A 21,866-nucleotide genomic window follows, 5' to 3' on the forward strand; every position below is an offset into this window, starting at 1 on the left:
AAATCGCCGGCTCGAAAAACGACCTATCCCTGAAGGTATAGGGATAAAAGAGATTGCACGACAATTGAACTGTGGAAAACCAAAGCAGAGCTAATTGTAAAAATTAATAAGAAAGCTGATAATAAGGCTTGATTGGTCATGATTGTTGTGATATATTTACTTTTGGTGTAAGACTGTGTTTGCAACAAAATGTGAACATAAATACACACGCTTCGTGATTTGCATATCCGGTGCCACAACAAAAGCTGTTTCCAGTCAAAGGAATCATCACTGTGGTCATATGCAAAGATGACCTGAAGCGGAGGTAAAAACCATTAGGAGGAATTTTTTATGTCAGTTATTTCAATGAAACAATTGCTGGAAGCTGGTGTGCATTTTGGACATCAGACCCGCCGCTGGAATCCGAAGATGAAAAAATACATCTTCACGGAGCGGAATGGCATTTATATCATCGACTTGCAAAAAACCGTGAAAAAAGTTGATGAAGCGTACAATTATGTAAAAGATATTGCTGCAAATGGCGGCTCTGTTCTTTTCGTGGGCACAAAGAAACAGGCCCAGGATTCAGTTCGTGATGAAGCAACACGTTCCGGAATGTTTTACGTTAACCAGCGCTGGTTAGGTGGAACACTAACAAATTTCCAGACAATCCGCACACGAATCAACCGTCTGAAAGATATTGAGCGTATGGAAGAAGACGGCACATTTGATGTACTGCCGAAAAAAGAGGTTGTCGGTCTATTGAAAGAAAAAGATCGTCTTGTCAAATTCCTTGGCGGTATCAAAGAAATGAATAAAATTCCTGATGCAATGTTTGTAATAGACCCTCGTAAAGAGCGTATCGCAATTGCTGAGGCGCATAAATTGAACATCCCGATCATTGCAATGGTTGATACGAACTGCGATCCGGATGAAATCGATTATGTTATTCCGGCAAATGACGACGCAATTCGTGCTGTTAAATTGATGACGTCCAAAATGGCGGATGCTATCTTGGAAGTTAAGCAAGGCGAAGAGACTGAAGAAGTACAGGCAGAGGAAGAACAGTCTGATGAAGAAACGGTTGCTGCAGAAACCGAAACAAATAATGAGTAATTTTTAAAAGGACAGGTGATAAGAGGATATGAGCCTTTTATCACCTTTTTTTTCAAGGTGAGAACGGATATACTTTTAAGGAGGATTATTCACTATGGCGATTACCGCAAAATTAGTTAAAGAGCTTCGTGAAACAACCGGTGCCGGTATGATGGATTGTAAAAAAGCACTTCAGGAAACTGAAGGTGATATGGATAAGGCGGTTGAATTCCTGCGTAAAAAAGGAATGGCGAAAGCTGCGAAAAAAGCTAACCGTATTGCTGCTGAAGGTTTGGCTCATATAGAGGTTGACGGGAATACAGCAGTGCTTTTGGAAGTAAACTGTGAAACAGACTTTGTCACAAAAAATGATCAGTTCAAACAACTTCTTGATGAATTAGGCAGCCATCTTGTTAAGCAAAAACCTGAGACAGTTGATGAAGCTTTGGCCCAGCCGATTCACGGCGATGGTGACACAGTTGAAAATTATATCAATGCAACAGTTGGCAAAATCGGAGAAAAAATCTCACTCCGTCGTTTCGCATTGATGAATAAAACAGACAGCGACGCATTCGGTGCTTATCTTCATATGGGCGGATCAATCGGTGCTCTGGTCCTGCTGGAAGGTACAACTGATGAAGAACTTGCTAAAGACATTGCCATGCATGCGGCGGCCGTCAGCCCTCGTTATGTTTCAAGAGATGAAGTTCCGGAAGAAGAAGTTAACAGTGAACGTGAAGTCCTGAAGACCCAGGCACTGAATGAAGGAAAGCCCGAGCATATTGTCGAAAAAATGGTTGAAGGCCGTTTAGGTAAATTCTATGAAGAGATTTGCCTGCTTGAACAGGATTTTGTTAAAGACCCTGATCAAAAGGTGAAAAAGTTTGTATCTGACAAAGGTGCAGAAGTCAAAACATTTGCCCGCTATGCTGTCGGTGAAGGAATGGAAAAACGTGAAGAAAACTTCGCCGAAGAAGTCAAGAATCAAATGAATAAATAATGGCACAGGTTGTAATGGGGAACGCGCAAGGTGGTTCCCTATTTCACTAATACATGATATAAAACAGTGAAAAAACCCTTTACTGAGCGAAGTTCACTTTTATTGAATATTTAATATTCTATAATTCTGATGGAGGTAATCATGACAACAGCTCGATACCGTAGAATTGTGTTAAAATTAAGTGGCGAAGCATTAAGTGGCGAACAAGGTTATGGAATTGAACCACAAGTGATTCAATCGGTTGCATCGCAGATTAAAGAGGTTGCCGAGCTGGGAGTGGAAGTGGCTGTCGTCGTCGGCGGCGGAAATATATGGCGCGGCAAAGTCGGCAGTGAGATGGGAATGGATCGTGCCACTGCAGACTATATGGGGATGCTGGCAACGATTATGAATTCCCTGGCGCTCCAGGATAGTCTGGAGAATAATGGCATACCGACTCGTGTACAGACTTCAATTGAAATGCGGCAGGTAGCTGAGCCCTATATAAGAAGAAAGGCAATACGACATCTCGAAAAAAAGCGTGTTGTCATTTTTGCTGCCGGAACCGGAAATCCTTATTTTTCAACCGATACCACAGCGGCGTTGCGGGCTGCTGAAATTGAAGCTGAAGTTATTTTAATGGCTAAAAATAATGTCGATGGTGTTTATTCCGACGATCCAAAAGTCAATAATGAAGCAGAAAAATACACTGAGATCTCCTATATGCAAATGCTGAATGAGGGACTTGGTGTAATGGATTCAACTGCGTCTTCGTTATGCATGGATAACGATATAAGGTTAATCGTCTTTTCCATTACAGAAAAAGGCAACATTAAACGTGTTGTTGAAGGCGATCCAATTGGTACAACGATAAGGGGGGACTGATCATGTCCGATCAAACCATAAAAGAAACACGAAGTAAAATGGAGCAAGCTGTCCAGGCTTTTTCCAAAAACCTGGCAACAATTCGGGCCGGACGCGCAAACCCGGCAATTTTAGACAGTGTTGTTGTTGACTATTATGGTGCTGCAACACCACTTAATCAATTGTCCACCGTTTCTGCACCTGAAGCAAGACTTCTGGTGATTACACCGTTTGACAAATCAGCTATAAACAATATTGAAAAAGGGATTCAAAAAGCTGATTTGGGCCTCTCGCCATCCAGTGATGGCAATGTTATTCGGATTAATATTCCGGCATTAACTGAAGAACGACGCAAAGAATTGGTGAAAGTTGTTGGCAAATATGCTGAAGAGGCACGTGTTCAAGTCAGAAACGTGCGGCGTGAGTCGAACGATCAGCTGAAGAAAGCCGAAAAAAATGGTGATTTGACTGAAGATGACCTTAAGAAAGAACAGGAAAACGTTCAAAAGGAAACTGACAAGCACATTAACAAAATTGATACCCACGTCAAAGATAAAGAAAAAGAAATATTGGAAGTTTAAGGATGAAGGTATAGTCAAATATGATGCTGTCGCCCTCTTGTCTAAGAGGGCTTTTGTTTCCATCAAAAAATACTTTCAGCAAATTATAATGCAAGCAGGCAACTGCCGGATATTAACAACCTTAAAATATGAGAAAAACTTAAGATTGCAATCACAATCCAGGTTTTTCTGATATTTTAAGGCAAAATATTGACTGACAGTGATATAATGGTAACTCATCCTAATAGGATAATAATAGCGTATCACTCTGTGCTTGGCACGGAGTTAACAGTGAATGGTTGTTAGGCTTCACTAAAGGTATCGGAGGACAAATCATGTCAATGAAACTTCCCTTTTTTAACAGTAAAAAAATGAATACGAACGAATTATCAGACATGGACAACATCCCAAAACATGTGGCTATCATCATGGACGGGAATGGCCGGTGGGCAAAAAAACGGGGGCTTCCCCGGATTGCAGGTCATAAAGAGGGAATGGATGTTGTAAGACAAATTGCAAAAGCAGCATCCAATTGCCATATTGAGATTCTGACTTTATATGCTTTTTCAACTGAAAACTGGAGACGGCCCAAATCAGAGGTTGATTATCTCTTGAGGCTGCCTAAAGAGTTTTTACATATCTATTTGCCTGAACTGATCGAAAATAACATTAAAATCGAAACGATTGGAAATTTCGATGTGCTTCCCGATTACACGAAAGAAGCGGTCAATTATGCAAAAGAGAAGACAAAAGATAATGATGGATTAATCCTTAATTTTGCATTAAACTATGGAAGTAGATTTGAAATATTACAAGCTGTCAAGCAAGTCATAACAGATATGGAAAATACAGAACTGTCGCTGGATAAGCTTGATGAGCAACTATTTTCGAAGTACCTCTATACAACAGGGCTTGCGGAACCGGATCTTCTCATTCGGACTAGCGGTGAAAAGCGGTTAAGCAATTTTATGTTATGGCAGGTTGCTTATTCGGAATTCTGGTTTACTGATGTCCTATGGCCGGATTTTACAGAAGACACCTTTATACAGGCTCTGAATGATTATCAGCAGAGAAAGCGGCGGTATGGAGGCGTTTAAGGAGCATAACAGATGAAACAACGAATTCAAACATCCATTATAGCATTTCTTATATTTATCCCTTTGGTTATTATTGGCGGTATTATTTTTGACTTATTTGTGTGCTTGCTGGCGGTTATAGCTCTGATTGAACTCACCCGCATGCGCAAAGTAACCAATTATTATGTTCCGGTCACACTCGCAATTTTATTTTTACTGTTATTAATCCTGCCTGAGGCTGCCGGTATATTGTATGGTATCGACAATTCAGAATTAATTATAGCATTCGTTTTAATTATGTTGTCATATACGGTATTGGTAAAGAATAAATTTACATTTGATGATGCCGGTTTTATTTTGCTTTCGATCATTTATGTTGGAATGGGATTTTTCTATCTGATAGATACCAGAGACGGTCAAAGTGCTTCCGGTCTCACGAATTTATTTTATGCTCTGATTGTCATATGGGCGACCGATACCGGAGCATATTTTTTCGGACGGGCGTTTGGCAAACATAAATTATGGCCTCGAATAAGCCCGAATAAAACGGTGGAGGGAGCAGTTGGCGGGATTGTGCTTTCTGTCCTGGTCGGAGTTATTTTTCATATTGCCTTCCCTTTTTCGTATGATATGATGATTGTAATCGTAGTGACTGTATTGGCATCTATTACAGGACAAATTGGGGATTTGGTCGAGTCAGCATTCAAACGTCATTATGATGTTAAGGACTCAGGTAATTTATTGCCCGGCCACGGCGGGATTCTCGATCGGCTCGACAGTCTTTTATTCGTTCTGCCGGTACTCCATTTAATAAATTTCTTTACGTGATTTTCCGGTAAACGACAGGAAGAAGTCTATTGTAAATAACCTCATTAATAAAAGGACGGTGCTTGTAATGACCACAGTTATAGCGTTTATATTCATGTTTGGTCTGCTTGTATTCATACATGAATTCGGTCATTTGATATTTGCCAAACGGGCAGGAATGCTTGCTCGTGAATTTGCGATCGGGTTTGGCCCAAAGGTATTTTCTTTTACAAAAAACGAAACAGTCTATACAATCCGTCTGCTTCCGATCGGAGGTTATGTGCGTGTTGCCGGTGAAGACCCGGAAATTATCGAATTAAAGCCGGGTCAGCATATCGGTTTGGAATTCGGCGAGAATGGAAAAGTAAACAAAATTATTGTTAATCATAAATCAAAGCACCCTGACGCTCGCATTATCGAGGTTGAGCACGCTGATTTGGATCATGAGCTGATTATCCAGGGCTATGAACCGGATGAGGAAAATGAGAAATTAGACTTTCAAGTGGACCCTAAAGCGTTTTTCGTGATGGATGAGGAAGAAACACAGATTGCACCATATGACCGGCAGTTTGCTTCCAAAAGTGTCGGCAAACGGGCAATGCAATTATTTGCGGGCCCAATGATGAATTTTGTGCTGGCTATCGTCATTTTCTTAATCGTTGGATTTAGTCAGGGCATTCCTGTTGATGAAGCTCAAATATCCGGTGTTGTGCCTGACACGCCAGCGGAAGAAGCAGGATTCCAGGTTGGTGATGAAGTGGTGCAAATTGACGGAAGCGCTATTTCCACCTGGGAAGAATTCACCGAAATTGTCCGGAATAACCCTGAGGAAGAATTGAGTATGACGGTGCAGCGTGACGGCGGAACAGAAACGTTAGCCATAACGCCTGCAAAAATTGAATCACAAGGAGCTGCAATCGGACAGGCTGGGGTTCAAAGAGCTTTTGAAAAATCCTTCTTCGGTACATTTCAGTATGGCTTTGAACAAACATATGATACAACAACATTGATCCTGACCAATCTTGGCATGCTCATAACCGGACAGCTGCCAATTGAAACCTTGTCAGGTCCTGTAGGCATTTATGATGCAACAGATCAGGTTGTTCAATCAGGTTTTACGACTTTCCTCATGTGGACAGCTATCTTAAGTGTCAACTTAGGAATAGTCAATTTAGTGCCAATTCCTGCACTCGATGGCGGACGGCTGCTATTTGTAGGGATTGAAGCTGTTCGCGGAAAACCGATGGACCCCCAGAAAGAAGGGATTGTTCATTTTGTCGGTTTTGCATTGTTAATGTTACTGATGATTGTTGTCACATGGAACGATATTCAGCGACTATTTTTGTGAATTTAGCTTAAAGTGCGTGTTCAAAAAGGAGGATAAAGTGAAACTTCATTCAGCGGAATGATTTTCTCCGCTGAATGTTAATTGAACAGAATCGGGTATTTATGGTCTGTTAGCCGCTGTGTTTTGGCGGGTTACTGATCATTATATGCGGGGAAAAAAGGACCGAGAAATTCGAGGCGGCGAAATTTCGAGCACAGAAAAACTCCCCCCCGAATTTACATCGCACGAAGGAAAAGCGTATTTCTTTTCCAAGGAGCGGAATGTATGCCTTTAGATATATGAGTAGCGATGAAACAAGCCAACTAGAAACACCGATGTGTCATTGTTACCGGACTTTTTGAACAGTTTCTTAAAGCACGATTAGTGGGACGGCTGAACGGCTTTAACCCTTGTCTATAATTTTATTGGCAAGGGTTTTCTATCATTATTGCCAGCACTGAGCTGCAATTGAAAGGAAAATGATAATGGACATCTCAAAACAAGAAAAAATGAATCTGCTCTTGCAACAGCTGGAGATCCCAGAAAATTACATAGAAGACTATTTCATTGAAAGTCAATTGATCAAACTTGAAGTTCATAAACAATCCAAAAAATGGCATTTCCACATCGGGGTACAACAATTGCTGCCGACAGAAATATATGCACTGCTTAACGCCAGGCTGCAGGAAACATTTCAGCAGTTTGCTCAAATTGATCTGACTTTATATACAGATGACAAAACGTGTGACAGTGGAACGATTCGTGCTTACTGGCAAACATTCCTCCAATCCGTATCCAATTTATCACCTGCCTATAAAGACCTGGTATTGGATCAAACACCCGAAGTAGACAATAATAAGATTATGTTAACTGCAAGAAACGAAGCAGAAGGAAATGCACTGAAGAAAAGACTTGAAGAGCCATTCCAGAATTATTGCCGAAAAATTGGTGCCAAAAATTATCTGATCCAAGTCAATGTGAATGCGGAAATGGGCGAAATGAAAAAATTCAGGGAGCAAAAAGCGCTGGAAGATCAGGAATTGGTTTTAAAAACCGTTAAAGAAAAAGAAAAGCGTGATAAAGAAAAACAAAATGAGGGGCAAAATAAACCGTTTATGCTCGGGTATAAGATTCAGGATGAACCGATGCAGATGACGGAAATTCAAGAGGAAGAACGTCGTGTTACGGTACAGGGCTATGTTTTTTCAGCAGAAATCCGCGAGCTCCGTTCCGGAAGAAGCCTGCTTATTGTAAAAGCGACGGATTATACTGACTCGCTGCAAATTAAAATGTTTTCAAAAGGTGATGAAGACGCAGCCACATTCGGCCAGTTACAGGAAGGTATGTGGATAAAGGCAAGGGGCAGCATTCAAACGGATATGTATACGAATGAGTTGGCCATGATGGCAAATGACATTCATGAAGTAAAAGTGGCAACACGGCAGGATACTGCACCTGAAGGAGAAAAACGCACTGAGTTTCACGCTCATACGACGATGAGTCAGCTGGATGCGGTTGTCTCGGCGAGTGCGCTCGTTGAAAAAGCAGCAAATTGGGGCCATAAAGCAATTGCGATTACCGATCATGCTGGCGTGCAAGGTTTTCCGGAAGCACATGCAGCCGGTGAAAAACATGGTCTGAAAGTAATCTACGGTGTGGAAGCTAATTTGGTTGATGATGGCGTACCGATAGCCTATAACGAAAATGATGCTGATTTGGAAAGTGGAACTTATGTTGTGTTTGACGTGGAAACAACAGGACTTTCAGCCGTTTATGATACGATTATTGAACTTGCGGGCGTTAAAATTCATAAAGGTGAGATCATTGACCGGTTTGAATCATTTGCTAATCCGCATCATCCATTATCCCAAACGACTACAGATTTGACTGGCATAACTGATGATATGGTCAAGGATGCACCGGACGTTGACGATGTGCTGAAAGACTTTCATGAATGGATGGAAGATAGTATTCTTGTGGCGCATAACGCAAGCTTTGACATTGGCTTTTTAAACCAGGGTTTTCAAAAGATTAACTATGACAAAACGGTCAATCCCGTTATCGATACGCTGGAATTATCACGATTTTTGTATCCGCAGCTGAAAAACCATCGGCTGAATACGATGTGCAAGCACTTGGATATCGAACTGACACAGCACCACCGTGCGATATATGATGCTGAAGCAACTGGTTATCTGTTATGGAAATTGGTGAAAGGACTGCTTGCTGAAGATATTACGAATCACAATCAATTAAACAATCATATGGGTGAAGGCGACGCTTATAAACGCTCACGCCCGTCGCACTGCATATTGGTTGCCCAGACTCAGGAAGGCTTGAAAAATCTTTATAAGCTCGTGTCCTATGCGCATGTCAATTATTTCTACCGGGTGCCACGCATTCCAAGGTCTCTTTTGCAAAAACACCGCAAAGGAATTCTTGTCGGGACAGCGTGTGATCAGGGTGAAGTGTTTGAGGCCATGATGCAAAAGTCGGCAGACGAAGCAGAAAAAGCAGCTGCATTTTATGATTATATTGAAGTGCAGCCACCTTCTAACTATGCCCATTTAATCGAGAAAGAACTCGTCCAGAATGAAGCACAGATTTTAGACATTATTACAAAACTGACAGAGATGGGAGAACGTCTGAATAAACCGGTGCTGGCCACTGGAAATGTCCATCATCTTGAAGAACATGATAAAATCTATCGGCAAATTCTGATAGCATCTCAAGCTGGCAATCCATTAAACAGACAAACGCTGCCGGATACATCATTTAGGACGACAGATGAGATGATTGAAATTTTCGGGTTTCTCGGTGAAACAAAGGCTAAAGAAGTCGTTGTGGATAACACCAACGCATTATCAGACAAAATTGAAGAAGTGTCTCCAGTTCGGGATGGTCTTTTCACACCGACAATTGAAGGTGCTGAACAAGAAATGCGTGACCTTTGTTATAATCGAGCTAAACAGATTTATGGTGATCCAGTTCCCGAAATCGTTACAGACAGGCTTGAAAAAGAACTGTCCAGCATTATAGGGCATGGCTTTTCTGTTATCTATTTGATTTCTCATAAACTTGTTAAAAAGTCATTGGATGACGGTTATCTTGTGGGCTCACGCGGTTCCGTCGGGTCTTCCCTTGTTGCTACCATGTCAGAAATTACCGAAGTAAATCCATTGCCGCCGCATTATGTATGTACTCAATGCCATTACAATGAATTTATCAGAGATGGTTCAATCGGAAGCGGTTTTGATTTAGAAGATAAGGCGTGTCCGGAGTGCGGTACACCGTTAACGAAGGATGGGCAGGATATCCCATTTGAGACCTTCCTTGGGTTCAAGGGAGACAAAGTACCTGATATTGATTTGAACTTTTCCGGTGAATATCAGCCGATAGCTCACAACTATACAAAAGTTCTGTTTGGCGAAGAAAAAGTTTATCGAGCAGGAACCATTGGCACGATTGCAGAAAAGACAGCCTATGGTTATGTGAAAGGCTACGCATCAGATAAACAGCTGGTATATAAAAATGCTGAAGTAGATCGACTTGTACAAGGCTGTACAGGTGTAAAACGGACAACCGGGCAGCATCCGGGCGGGATCATTGTCGTACCGGAGGATAAGGAAATTTTTGATTTCACACCGATCCAATACCCGGCTGACGATCGTAACAGTGAATGGCAGACAACACACTTTGATTTCCATTCAATTGATGATAATTTATTAAAGCTTGATATACTTGGTCACGATGATCCAACAGTCATTCGAATGCTGCAGGATTTAAGCGGTATCGATCCAAAGACGATTCCGACGGATGATGAAGAAGTGATGAAGATATTTTCCGGTCCGGAATCACTCGGACTGACACCTGAACAAATTAATTGTAAAACAGGAACATTGGGAGTGCCGGAGTTCGGCACCCGGTTCGTCAGACAGATGCTTGAAGATACGAAACCGAACACCTTTGCAGAACTTGTGATTATATCCGGATTGTCGCATGGTACAGACGTATGGCTGGGGAACGCAGAAGAACTGATTAATGATGGTATTTGTGAACTCCCCGATGTTATCGGCTGCCGTGATGACATTATGGTATATCTGCTCCATAAAGGCCTCGAACCATCACTTGCTTTTACGATTATGGAATATGTACGTAAAGGCAGAGGCTTGAAAGATGAATGGATTGACGAAATGAAAAAGCATGGCGTTCCTGACTGGTATATTGAATCCTGCAAAAAAATTAAATATATGTTCCCTAAAGCTCACGCTGCAGCTTATGTTCTGATGGCCGTTCGAATCGCGTATTTCAAAGTCCATTATCCGATTTATTTTTATGCGGCTTACTTTTCTGTACGTGCAGGCGATTTTGAACTGGATACAATGGTTAAAGGGCCCAATGCCATCAGGCAGCGTATTGAAGCTATTACAGCCAAAGGCAATGACGCCCCGCCAAAAGAGAAAAGTCTATTAACGGTACTGGAAGTAGCACTTGAGATGTGCGAGCGAGGCTATTCGTTTCAAAAGGTTGATTTATATCAGTCAAAAGCATCGGAATTCATTGTCGACGGTAACTCATTGATTCCGCCTTTTGATGCGGTAGATGGCCTGGGGACAAATGCTGCAATTAACATTGTCAATGCTCGCCAAGAAGGTGAATTCCTTTCCAAAGAAGATCTTCGCCAACGGAGTAAGATTTCCAAAACAGTACTGGAATATCTTGATAACCATGGCTGTCTGGAAGGAATGGCTGATAAAAACCAATTGTCATTATTTTAGTTAATTTTTCAAGAGTTGCAGGCGAAGCTTTTGCAAAGGAAGGTAACGAAAGAGCACAGGTGAAATGTTATACATTGTGAAACTTTTTGCATGAATATGGTAAACGAAACAACATTCATCACCTATCAATCATTATTTGCGTTGATGAGATAGCCACGTCTTGCAACATGAAGTCCAATATGATATAGTTCTATTGGTAAGCAGTGGTACGAACGTTTAAAGAGTGGGTGGGGCCCGCTCTTTCTTCATACTTGAATCTTTTCACATGTCTTCCCTTGCCACCTCGTTTGGCAGGGGTTTTATATTCATGAGAGGTCAAATGCAAATGAAAAGGCCACACGCAGTCCATACTAATCAATAATGACAATTGAATTAAGGAGGATATGTGTTGAGCGAAATTGTAAAAACAACAAAAGAATTAGTCGAACCGGTTTTGCAGGAAAAAGGATTGGAATTAGTCGACGTTGAATATGTAAAAGAAGGGAAAAACTGGTTTCTGCGGGTTTATATTGATAAAGAAAACGGTGTTGACATCGATGAATGTGGTGTTGTCTCTGAACAGCTCGGTGAGAAACTGGACGAAAAGGACCTGATAAAGGGAATGTATTTCCTGGAAGTATCATCCCCGGGGGTTGAACGCCCATTAAAATCAAAAGAGGATTTTGAGAAAAATGTTGGCAGCAATGTATATGTGAAACTGTATGAGCCGATAAATGGAGAAAAAGAGTATGAAGGACTACTAGATACATTTTCTGACGAAACGGCAGTTATTAACTATCGGATAAAGACGCGTGAGAAACAGGTTGAAATACCCTACAAAAAAATTGCTAAAGCCAGATTATCTGTATCATTGTAAAGGGGGAAACGAAAAAGTGAGCAATCAGCTGTTTGATGCGATTGATTATTTGGAAAAGGAAAAGGGAATTGACAAGGACGTATTGATGGAAGCTCTTGAAGCTGCTTTAATATCTGCCTATAAAAAGAATTTCAAATCAGCTACGAATGTTCGGGTGGATATTGATGAAGAATCAGCATCAATGCGTGTTTTTTCAAGGAAAACAGTGGTTGAAGAAGTCGACAACAGTTTGGAAGAAATCTCATTGGAAGAAGCAAGAGATGTTGATCCGAATTATGAAACCGAAGATGTTATAGAGGTCGAAGTAACACCAAAAGATTTTGGGCGGATTGCCGCTCAGGCCGCTAAGCAAGTTGTCACCCAGCGGGTCAGGGAAGCAGAACGCGGTGTTATTTTCAGCGAATATGTCGACCGGGAAGAAGATATTATGACCGGTATTATTTCACGAAAAGACCATCGCTTCGTATATGTTAATCTCGGAAAAATTGAAGCAAAACTTGCTGAATCGGAGCAAATGCCGACTGAAGATTACTATGTTCATGATCGTTTAAAGGTTTTTGTCAATAAAGTCGAGAATACCAGCAAAGGACCACAGATTTATATCTCGCGTTCACATCCGGGGCTTTTGAAACGCTTGTTTGAAATGGAAGTACCCGAAATATATGATGGTACTGTTGAAATCAATTCGGTGGCTCGTGAAGCAGGCGACCGTTCCAAAATATCAGTGCATGCAGATGATCCGGAAATCGATGCTGTCGGCTCCTGTGTCGGACAAAGAGGCCAGCGTATTCAAGTGGTCGTGGATGAATTAAAAGGCGAAAAAATTGATGTTGTCGAATGGTCAGAAGATCCTGTCGTTTACGTCTCCAATGCTCTGAGCCCGTCTAAAGTAGTCGACGTACTCGTAGATGAAGAAGATAAAGCGACAACAGTTATCGTTCCGGACTATCAATTGTCTCTGGCAATCGGAAAACGCGGTCAAAACGCTCGCCTGGCAGCGAAGTTAACCGGCTGGAAAATTGATATAAAAAGTGAAACAGAAGCTCGTGAACAAGGACTTTTGGAAGAGGAAGACGGTAATCAGACTGAAGAATCCTATTCTGACATTGATGAAGACTTGTTTGAATAAGGAGGAATACAGATGGCCAAGCAGAAAAAAATACCACAACGCAAATGTGTTGTAACGAATGAAATGAAGCCTAAAAAAGAAATGATTCGTATCGTCCGCAATAAAGAAGGCGATGTTTTCATCGATCCAACAGGTAAAAAAAACGGACGCGGGGCTTACCTCTCAAACGATATTGCTGTCATTGAAAAGGCTGAAAGAACAGGTATATTAAATCGGCAGCTGGACACACATGTCGATCCGATGATTTATTATGAATTAAAAGAGTTAGTTGAAGGCAACTCAGATGAATGAACGTTATCTAAATATTGTCGGTTTGGCCTATCGTGCCCGAAAGTGTTCAGTCGGGGAAGAAACGATTGTCAAAGATATTCAAAAAAAAAGAGCTAAACTTATACTTTTGGCAAATGATATCGGTGCGCAAACACGAAAAAAAATCACTGATAAATGCAAGAGCTATAATATTCCATTTGAAGAAGTTGATGATAGAATAACGCTAGCACATGCGATCGGAAAATCCCAAACTGTAGCTGTAGCTATTTTGGATGCGGGTTTCGCCACCAAAATCAAATCGCTGCTGGGGAAATAATCTTGGGGGTGAACTTATGAGCAAAATGCGTATATATGAATATGCAAAGCAGAACAATACGACAACTAAAGAAGTCATTCAGTATTTAAAAGACTTGAATATTGATGTTAAAAACCACATGTCGACAGTTTCCATCGAAACTATTGTGGAACTTGATAAAAAATTTAATCCTAAAAAGAAAGACGAAAACACAAAATCCAATCAGCAAAAACAACATCAGAACGTGTCCAATCAATCAGGGAATAGCAACAACAAACCTAAAAAAAATAATCCAAACAATCATAAGACAAAAGATCAGAGCCAGAACCGCAGAGGACAACAAAATAGAAATAATAAGCACAAGAATAATAAAAAAGGGAAGAGCAATAATTCTGCTCCTGGCTCAAAACAACAGAAACAGCAGCAAAAGCCAGCTAAGAAAACACCTGAAAAAATCACTTACAGTGAGACGTTGACAGTAACCGATTTAGCTCATAAATTGAACAAAGATACATCTGAAATCCTTAAAAAATTGATGTTTCTGGGTGTTATGGCAAATAAGAACCAGGATCTTGATGATGATACGGTTGAATTGTTGTGTGACGAGTTTGGTGTAGCAGTTGAAAAGGAAATTATTTTGGAAGATACTGATTTTGATAAGTATCTTGAAGAAGACAATCCGGCTAATTTAGTTGAACGTCCTGCTGTTGTCACCATTATGGGGCATGTGGACCATGGAAAAACGACACTCTTGGATTCAATCCGTGAAACTAAAGTGACAGCAGGCGAAGCAGGCGGTATAACTCAGCATATTGGTGCCTATCAGATCGAAAATGATGGTAAAAAAATCACTTTTCTTGATACACCGGGGCACGCTGCCTTTACCAGCATGCGTTCACGCGGCGCTCAAATAACGGATATTGCCGTATTAGTAGTAGCAGCAGATGACGGTGTCATGCCTCAGACAGTGGAGGCCATTAACCATGCCAAAGCTGCTGAAGTACCGATTATTGTCGCAGTTAATAAGATGGATAAAGAAGGCGCTAATCCTGATCGTGTCATGCAAGAACTGACAGAATATGAATTAATCCCTGAAGACTGGGGAGGCGAGACCATTTTCGTTAACTTATCGGCGGTCAAGCACGAAGGTATTGATGATCTTCTCGAAATGCTGGTCCTCGTTACAGAAATGGAAGAATTGAAAGCAAATCCGAATGCTCATGCGTTTGGAACTGTTATTGAAGCACAGCTGGAAAAAGGAAGAGGATCTGTCGCAACGCTCTTAATCCAGAATGGCACATTACATGTTGGCGACTCGGTAGTTGTCGGCGATGCGTTTGGCCGTGTCCGTGCGATGGTTAATGATGAAGGAAGACGTGTTAAAACGGCTGATCCTTCAACCCCTGTGGAGATCACTGGCTTAAATCATGTTCCGCAAGCAGGAGATCAATTCTTGGTGTTCAAAGACGAGAAAAAAGCCCGCCAGGTCGGAGAAGCCCGTCAGCAAAAACACATTCAGGAAAATCGATCTGAATCATCAAAAGTAAGTCTGGATGATTTATTTGAACAGATTAAAGAAGGCGATATGAAAGAAATTAATATCGTTATTAAAGCTGATGTTCAAGGTTCTGCAGAAGCTCTGGCTTCATCGATCAGTAAAATTGATGTAGAGGGCGTTAAAATTAAAATTATTCACACCGGTGTTGGCGCGATTAAAGAATCTGATATTATTCTAGCCTCAGCATCCAATGCAGTTGTTATCGGATTTAACGTGCGCCCTGATGCCAATGCGAAAAAAGCGGCAGAATCAGAAAAAGTCGATGTCCGTCTTCACCGTGTTATCTACAAAGCGATTGAAGAAATGGAATCTGCGATGAAGGGAATGCTCGATCCTGAATATGAGGAGAAAGTCATCGGTCAGGTTGAAGTTCGTGAAACATTCAAAGTTTCTAAAATCGGAACAATTGCCGGCAGTTATGTTACAGACGGTAAAGTGACACGAAATTCAGGCGTACGTTTGATTCGTGATGGCGTTGTTAAATTTGAAGGTGAAATTGATAGTCTGAAGCGTTATAAGGATGATGTGAAAGAAGTAGCACAAAACTACGAATGCGGTATCACAATCAAAAACTTTAATGATATTAAAGAAGGCGATATGATTGAAGCATTCGTCATGGAGGAAATTGAACGCACATGATTATGTATGCTGAAGTTGAATGTCTGCTGTATGAAAGTCATTCATTGAAGCAAAAACGTTCGGTCATCAAACGAATAAGTGCAAAATTACGGAACGATTTGAATGTTGCCGTTACAGAGCTCGATTATCATGATTTATGGCAGCGTACAAAGTTTGGAATTGTGACGCTTTCCAATGAAAAAACGCATGCGGAACAGGTGATTCAAGCTGCCCTTAAGATGATTGATACATTTACTGAAGTTGAACGTACCATCACAAATGTAGAGCCTTTGTAGCGCGGACATCAAGTACTGTCCATTCCGGGGTGAAATGCGTTATTTCATTTTCACAGTGGTGTCTGAAACGCTATTTGAGAAATGCAGAATACAAGTCAAAATCCCCGCAGATTGACGTTTCATTTATACAGAGGTGAATAAAAATGAGCGATATCCGTGCAAATCGTGTAGCAGAACAAATGAAAAAAGAGTTAGGTGAGCTTATCGGCCAAAAGATAAAAGATCCGCGCATCGGATTTGTGACGGTTACAGATGTGGAAGTTACCGGAGACTTGCAGCAGGCTAAAGTATTTATCTCCGTGCTTGGAAGCGAAGAAGAAAAGCATGATACACTTGTTGGTCTTGCTAAAGCAAAAGGGTTTATCCGTTCCGAAATCGGTCAGCGTATCCGTTTGAGAAAAACACCTGAAATAACATTCGAAATTGACGAAGCCTTTGAATATGGCAATCGTATCGAGAAAATACTTCGCGATTTAAACAACTGAGCAGTATGATTACAGATTAATCTGACTCATCGTCGAGTCAGATTTTTCCTTGCAATCTTGGAAAGTAAAATTAAAATCAGTCAATTCTTCCGTCAACTATAGGAGCTGATGATATGGTTCATGGTATTTTACCTTTATGGAAACCCAAGGGGATGACCTCGCATGACTGCGTAATAAAACTACGCAGATTATTTCATACAAAAAAAGTCGGACATACCGGTACACTGGATCCGGAGGCTGAAGGTGTCTTGCCAATTTGTATTGGAAAGGCCACCAAAATCGCATCTTTTTTGACTGAGACCAAAAAAACATACATAACTGAGGTGAAGCTGGGGAGTTCAACTGAAACTGAAGATAAGACAGGTGCAGTTGTAGAATCTAAACAGGTGTCATCCCCTCCATCTCAACAGACTGTTGAAAACGTGTTACAATTATTTCGGGGTCAAATCACCCAAGTACCGCCTATGTATTCTGCGATAAAAGTTAACGGAAAGAAATTATATGAATATGCCCGGGAGAATGAAACTGTTGAACGTCCGCAGCGTGATTGTTTTATTCATCAGCTGTATCAGCTGGATGAGAAGGGCACCCGCGACAGTTTCTGGTTAAAAGTAGTTTGTTCTAAAGGAACTTATATCCGGACACTATGTGTTGATATCGGGCATCACCTTGGCTATCCGGCACATATGTCCGATTTATACAGGACTGCATCGGGTGCTATAACTAAGACAGATACGGTTACGTTTGATGAGATTGAAATGGCAGTCAGGCATAACAGACAAGAGCAATTATTGTTGCCAATAACCAGTGGACTCACGCATTTGGACCGGTTATATGTGGATGAAAGCACAAAAAAACGAATTCTTCATGGACAAAAGCTCAAGAAGGACGATTTAGTGCCCGATACCGATCCTTTTTTGGTCATGTGCAATAAAGAGGTTTTGGCCATCTATAAAACACATCCCGAGCATAATATGATGATTAAACCAGTTCGCGTTTTTAATGATCAATAAGTAAAGTGCAGGTGAAATAATTTGCGGACAATCAGATTAACCTATCCCCATACATTATTAATGGATGAACTACCGGAAACGGTTGCTGCCATCGGCTTTTTTGATGGTGTTCATAAAGGTCATCAGCAGCTGATTAACACAGCTGTCAATAAAGCAAGGGATGACCAGATGGAAAGTGCTGTTATCACCTTTCATCCACATCCATCCGTAGTATTAAAAAAAGGTGTACAATATGTTCAATATATAACGCCGTTGCGTGAAAAACAAAAAGTTTTGCAGCAGCTTGGTGTCGATCGCCTTTATATCATCACATTTGATAAAGATTTGTCTTCATTGGAACCACAGACCTTTGTTGAACATTTCATTATAAATTTAAACATAAAACATCTTGTAGCAGGCTTCGATTTTTCATACGGCCATAAAGGACTGGGAAATGTGCAGACACTTGGTGATCATGCTAAAGGAATGTTTGATTATACTGTGGTCGAAAAGGTCCGGTCTGATGATCAAAAAATAAGTTCTACAAGGATAAGAGAGCTTATGAAATCAGGTAACATAAAAGAAGCTAATAATTTGCTTGGTCGGCCGCTGATTGTCCGCGGCGTCGTTGAAGAGGGTGAAAAACGCGGCAGAGCCATAGGCTATCCGACGGCGAATATAAAGGTATCTCAAGATGCGCTGCTTCCCAGAATAGGCGTATACGCTGTGAAAGTGCTTTTTAAAAATGAAGTGTACGAAGGGATGGCCAGTTTGGGGTATAATCCCACGTTCACCTCTGACAGAGAGACCCCCATCGTTGAAGTGAATATATTTGATTACAATAACGATTTATATGGGGAAGAACTTGTCGTGGAATGGCATAAGTATATCCGGGACGAAGTGAAATTTGAAAGTGCTGAAAAACTGGTAGAACAAATTGATCAGGATGAAAAAGATATTCGAAACTACTTTTACCGTTCATAAAGTAAACTTTTCATTTGCTGCTGAATAAGAGGAACAAAGGCTAAGTTCGCCACGTCAATAGCCAACGCCTCCCGAGATCTGCACCCTGCAGGCCATTGCAGAATCGGACATTTATGGACAGTTTAGCCGCCGTTCTGGGGCGGGTTACTGACCATTACATGCGGGGTAAAATCAATCACAACTGATCCTTGCAATTTTGACAAAAAAGATGTATTCTTGAATACGAAACCATCGCTCGGCAAATCGTAACTCCGGCGATTGCTGGGGGATTGGGGATATTAATTATTTATGGAGGTGAGCCAAATGGCTATCACAAAAGAGCGTAAGAACGAAATTATTAGTGAATACAAAGTTCATGATAATGATACTGGTTCCCCTGAAGTACAAATTGCAGTACTGACTGAGGAAATCACTAAATTAAACGAACATCTGCGCGCGCATCAAAAAGACCATCATTCACGAAGAGGACTTTTGAAAATGGTAGGTAGGCGTCGGCATTTGCTGAACTACTTGCGTAATAAAGATGTTACACGCTATCGCGAATTAATTAAAAGCCTCGGCCTGCGCAGATAAGTGTATACTGACAGGCAGTAATGAGTTTAAAAAAGCAGGAGAAATCCTGCTTTTTTTTCTACCTTATACACATAAAATTTACATTTCTGCTTATTAACTATAAAATAAAAGTAGTACGTGCTTTGAAAGGAGTTTTAATACGAATGACTGAAGAGAAGAAAGTGTTCTCCACGGAGATAGCCGGCAAGACTTTTACGGTTGAAACTGGAGAACTGGCTAAACAAGCAAACGGTGCATGTATGATCCGTTATGGAGATACCGCTGTATTGTCGACGGCAACTGCATCCAATGAACCAAAAGACCTGCCATTTTTTCCATTGACCGTCAATTATGAAGAACGGTTATATGCTGTAGGCAAAATACCCGGGGGATTCATCAAACGTGAGGGACGCCCCAGTGAAAAAGCGACATTAACATCGCGGCTGATTGACCGTCCAATCCGTCCGCTCTTTCCTGACGGGTACAGAAATGAGGTACAAGTTATCAGCACGGTGATGAGTGTTGATCAGGACTGTTCAACAGAGATAGCTGCCATGATCGGATCATCGGTTGCACTATCCATTTCGGATATTCCATTTTCTGAGCCGATAGCAGGTGTGCACGTCGGCCGGGTTGATGGTGAGTTCATTATTAATCCGACTGTAGAGCAGGAAGGAAAAAGTGATATTGATCTCACTGTCGCAGGAACAAAAGATGCTATCAATATGGTAGAAGCAGAAGCTGATGAGGTTCCTGAAGATGTTATGCTCGATGCGATTATGTTCGGACATCAGGAAATCATCCGTCTGATTGAATTTCAGGAAACCATTATTGAAGCAGTTGGTGTTGTGAAGCGGGAATTCAATGCTGAAAAAGCAGACGATGAACTCGTTCAAAAGCTTGAAGGTCAGGCAAGGGATAAATTGCTTAAGGCGATTCAGACAGATGGAAAGAAAGAAAGAGAAGAAGCGATAAGTCAAACTAAGGATGAAATTGTGGGCCTTTATGAAGAGGAAGAAGAAGAGGTCATAAAGCAAGTTAAATCCGTTTTGGAAGATATGGTTAAGGAAGAAGTCCGCCGGTTGATAACAAAAGAAAAAATACGTCCTGATGGCCGAAAAGTGGATGAAATCCGGTCGCTATCCTCAAAAGTTGACGTATTGCCGAGGACACATGGTTCGGGACTGTTTACACGCGGTCAGACTCAGGCATTAAGCGTATGTACATTGGGCGCTTTAGGAGATGTCCAAGTATTGGATGGACTTGATCTGGAAGAGTCCAAACGGTTTATGCACCATTACAACTTCCCGCAATTCAGTGTTGGGGAGACAGGACCAATAAGAGGGCCGGGACGCCGGGAAATCGGTCATGGTGCATTGGGTGAACGAGCACTTGAAAAAGTTATACCATCTGAAAAAGAGTTCCCGTATACGATTCGTCTTGTTTCAGAGGTACTGGAGTCAAATGGTTCAACTTCTCAGGCCAGTATATGCGGCAGCACCCTTGCTATGATGGATGCCGGTGTTCCAATCAAGGCGCCAGTTGCCGGAATTGCTATGGGGCTTGTCAAATCAGGTGAAGACTATACAATTTTAAGTGATATCCAGGGCATGGAAGATGCACTCGGTGATATGGACTTTAAAGTAGCCGGAACCGAGCAGGGTGTCACTGCACTGCAAATGGATATCAAAATAGAAGGCTTGTCCAAAGACATTTTGGAAGAAGCGTTGTCACAGGCCAAAAAAGGACGCATACGAATTCTTGATTCGATGCTTTCAACAATTGAGGAGCCAAGACCACAGCTTTCAACGTACGCACCAAAGATTATGACCATGAATATTAATCCTGATAAAATCCGGGATGTGATTGGCCCAAGCGGAAAACAAATAAACAAGATTATTGACGAAACAGGTGTCAAAATTGATATTGAGCAGGATGGCAGTGTCTTTATATCATCACCTGATGCAGAAATGAACGAGCAGGCAAAGCAGATCATTGAAGATCTCATTCGTGAAGTGGAAGCAGGGCAAGTTTATGTAGGCACAGTTAAACGGATCGAGAAATTCGGTGCATTTGTTGAATTATTTAAAGGTAAAGATGGTTTAGTCCATATATCTGAATTACAGGAAGAACGTACAAATAAAGTTGAAGATGCAGTTTCAATTGGTGATCAGATAACAGTGAAAGTTAAAGAAATCGATAATCATGGACGCGTCAACCTGTCTCGTAAGGCGGTTTTAAAAGAAGAACGTGAAAAGCACGAACAGGAGCAACAATCATAATGTCTCAAAACAAGAAGCTGGAGAACCAGTTTCTTTTTTTATGTTTAACCAGGCAGTTATGACTTTACATTTCATAACCTGTCC

19 protein-coding genes are annotated in these 21,866 nt (G+C 41.3%); all 19 read left to right on the top strand.

The genetic code is table 11. The annotated features are described in order from the left end of the window. Positions 1-330 precede the first annotated feature (330 nt). The 19 genes from rpsB to pnp all read left to right on the top strand — a co-directional run bounded on the left by rpsB (position 331) and on the right by pnp (position 21,782). Entirely contained in the window at positions 331-1,095 is a 765-nt protein-coding gene (gene rpsB, locus AOX59_RS01895; RefSeq protein WP_068441048.1) for a 30S ribosomal protein S2, read from the top strand. Positions 1,096-1,189: 94 nt separating this feature from the next. Beyond that, positions 1,190-2,074, top strand: a complete 885-nt coding sequence (gene tsf / locus AOX59_RS01900; RefSeq protein ID WP_068441052.1) for a translation elongation factor Ts — start codon at positions 1,190-1,192, stop codon at positions 2,072-2,074. 141 nt (positions 2,075-2,215) lie between these two features. Then, complete coding sequence (pyrH, locus tag AOX59_RS01905; RefSeq protein ID WP_068441055.1) at positions 2,216-2,938, top strand: UMP kinase; 723 nt, start codon at positions 2,216-2,218, stop codon at positions 2,936-2,938. A gap of 2 nt (positions 2,939-2,940) precedes the next feature. Continuing rightward, positions 2,941-3,498: a ribosome recycling factor gene (gene frr, locus AOX59_RS01910; protein WP_068441058.1), complete on the top strand. Its 558-nt coding sequence runs from the start codon at positions 2,941-2,943 to the stop codon at positions 3,496-3,498. Between the two features lie 314 nt (positions 3,499-3,812). Next, positions 3,813-4,574, top strand: a complete 762-nt coding sequence (locus AOX59_RS01915) for an undecaprenyl pyrophosphate synthase (protein WP_068441061.1) — start codon at positions 3,813-3,815, stop codon at positions 4,572-4,574. Positions 4,575-4,586: 12 nt separating this feature from the next. Further along, on the top strand, positions 4,587-5,381 hold the full coding sequence (locus tag AOX59_RS01920) for a phosphatidate cytidylyltransferase (RefSeq protein WP_068441065.1): 795 nt from the start codon (positions 4,587-4,589) through the stop codon (positions 5,379-5,381). 67 nt (positions 5,382-5,448) lie between these two features. Further along, on the top strand, positions 5,449-6,708 hold the full coding sequence (gene rseP / locus AOX59_RS01925) for an RIP metalloprotease RseP (RefSeq protein WP_068441067.1): 1,260 nt from the start codon (positions 5,449-5,451) through the stop codon (positions 6,706-6,708). Positions 6,709-7,172: 464 nt separating this feature from the next. Then, the gene (locus AOX59_RS01930) at positions 7,173-11,465 is read left to right on the top strand and encodes a PolC-type DNA polymerase III (RefSeq protein WP_068441070.1); all 4,293 of its coding nucleotides are present in this window, start codon (positions 7,173-7,175) and stop codon (positions 11,463-11,465) included. Positions 11,466-11,850: 385 nt separating this feature from the next. Continuing rightward, positions 11,851-12,321, top strand: a complete 471-nt coding sequence (gene rimP / locus AOX59_RS01935; protein WP_068441074.1) for a ribosome maturation factor RimP — start codon at positions 11,851-11,853, stop codon at positions 12,319-12,321. A gap of 16 nt (positions 12,322-12,337) precedes the next feature. Further along, on the top strand, positions 12,338-13,450 hold the full coding sequence (gene nusA / locus AOX59_RS01940; protein WP_068441076.1) for a transcription termination factor NusA: 1,113 nt from the start codon (positions 12,338-12,340) through the stop codon (positions 13,448-13,450). A 12-nt stretch (positions 13,451-13,462) separates the two neighbouring features. After that, entirely contained in the window at positions 13,463-13,741 is a 279-nt protein-coding gene (rnpM, locus tag AOX59_RS01945; protein WP_068441079.1) for an RNase P modulator RnpM, read from the top strand. After that, entirely contained in the window at positions 13,734-14,036 is a 303-nt protein-coding gene (locus AOX59_RS01950; RefSeq protein ID WP_068441082.1) for a YlxQ family RNA-binding protein, read from the top strand. Before rnpM ends, AOX59_RS01950 begins: the two co-directional genes overlap by 8 nt. Before the next feature lie 16 nt (positions 14,037-14,052). Continuing rightward, the gene (infB, locus tag AOX59_RS01955; RefSeq protein WP_068441085.1) at positions 14,053-16,212 is read left to right on the top strand and encodes a translation initiation factor IF-2; all 2,160 of its coding nucleotides are present in this window, start codon (positions 14,053-14,055) and stop codon (positions 16,210-16,212) included. Continuing rightward, complete coding sequence (locus AOX59_RS01960; protein ID WP_068441088.1) at positions 16,209-16,487, top strand: DUF503 domain-containing protein; 279 nt, start codon at positions 16,209-16,211, stop codon at positions 16,485-16,487. Before infB ends, AOX59_RS01960 begins: the two co-directional genes overlap by 4 nt. 143 nt (positions 16,488-16,630) lie before the next feature. Continuing rightward, the gene (gene rbfA / locus AOX59_RS01965) at positions 16,631-16,972 is read left to right on the top strand and encodes a 30S ribosome-binding factor RbfA (RefSeq protein WP_068441091.1); all 342 of its coding nucleotides are present in this window, start codon (positions 16,631-16,633) and stop codon (positions 16,970-16,972) included. A gap of 113 nt (positions 16,973-17,085) precedes the next feature. Continuing rightward, positions 17,086-17,985: a tRNA pseudouridine(55) synthase TruB gene (truB, locus tag AOX59_RS01970; RefSeq protein WP_068441094.1), complete on the top strand. Its 900-nt coding sequence runs from the start codon at positions 17,086-17,088 to the stop codon at positions 17,983-17,985. A 60-nt stretch (positions 17,986-18,045) separates the two neighbouring features. Continuing rightward, on the top strand, positions 18,046-18,948 hold the full coding sequence (locus AOX59_RS01975) for a bifunctional riboflavin kinase/FAD synthetase (protein ID WP_335338770.1): 903 nt from the start codon (positions 18,046-18,048) through the stop codon (positions 18,946-18,948). Positions 18,949-19,251: 303 nt separating this feature from the next. Then, entirely contained in the window at positions 19,252-19,521 is a 270-nt protein-coding gene (rpsO, locus tag AOX59_RS01980) for a 30S ribosomal protein S15 (protein ID WP_068441101.1), read from the top strand. 143 nt (positions 19,522-19,664) lie between these two features. Further along, entirely contained in the window at positions 19,665-21,782 is a 2,118-nt protein-coding gene (gene pnp, locus AOX59_RS01985) for a polyribonucleotide nucleotidyltransferase (protein ID WP_068441104.1), read from the top strand. Positions 21,783-21,866 lie beyond the last annotated feature (84 nt).

It is taken from the genome of Lentibacillus amyloliquefaciens (assembly GCF_001307805.1).
Lineage (GTDB): Bacteria > Bacillota > Bacilli > Bacillales > Amphibacillaceae > Lentibacillus > Lentibacillus amyloliquefaciens.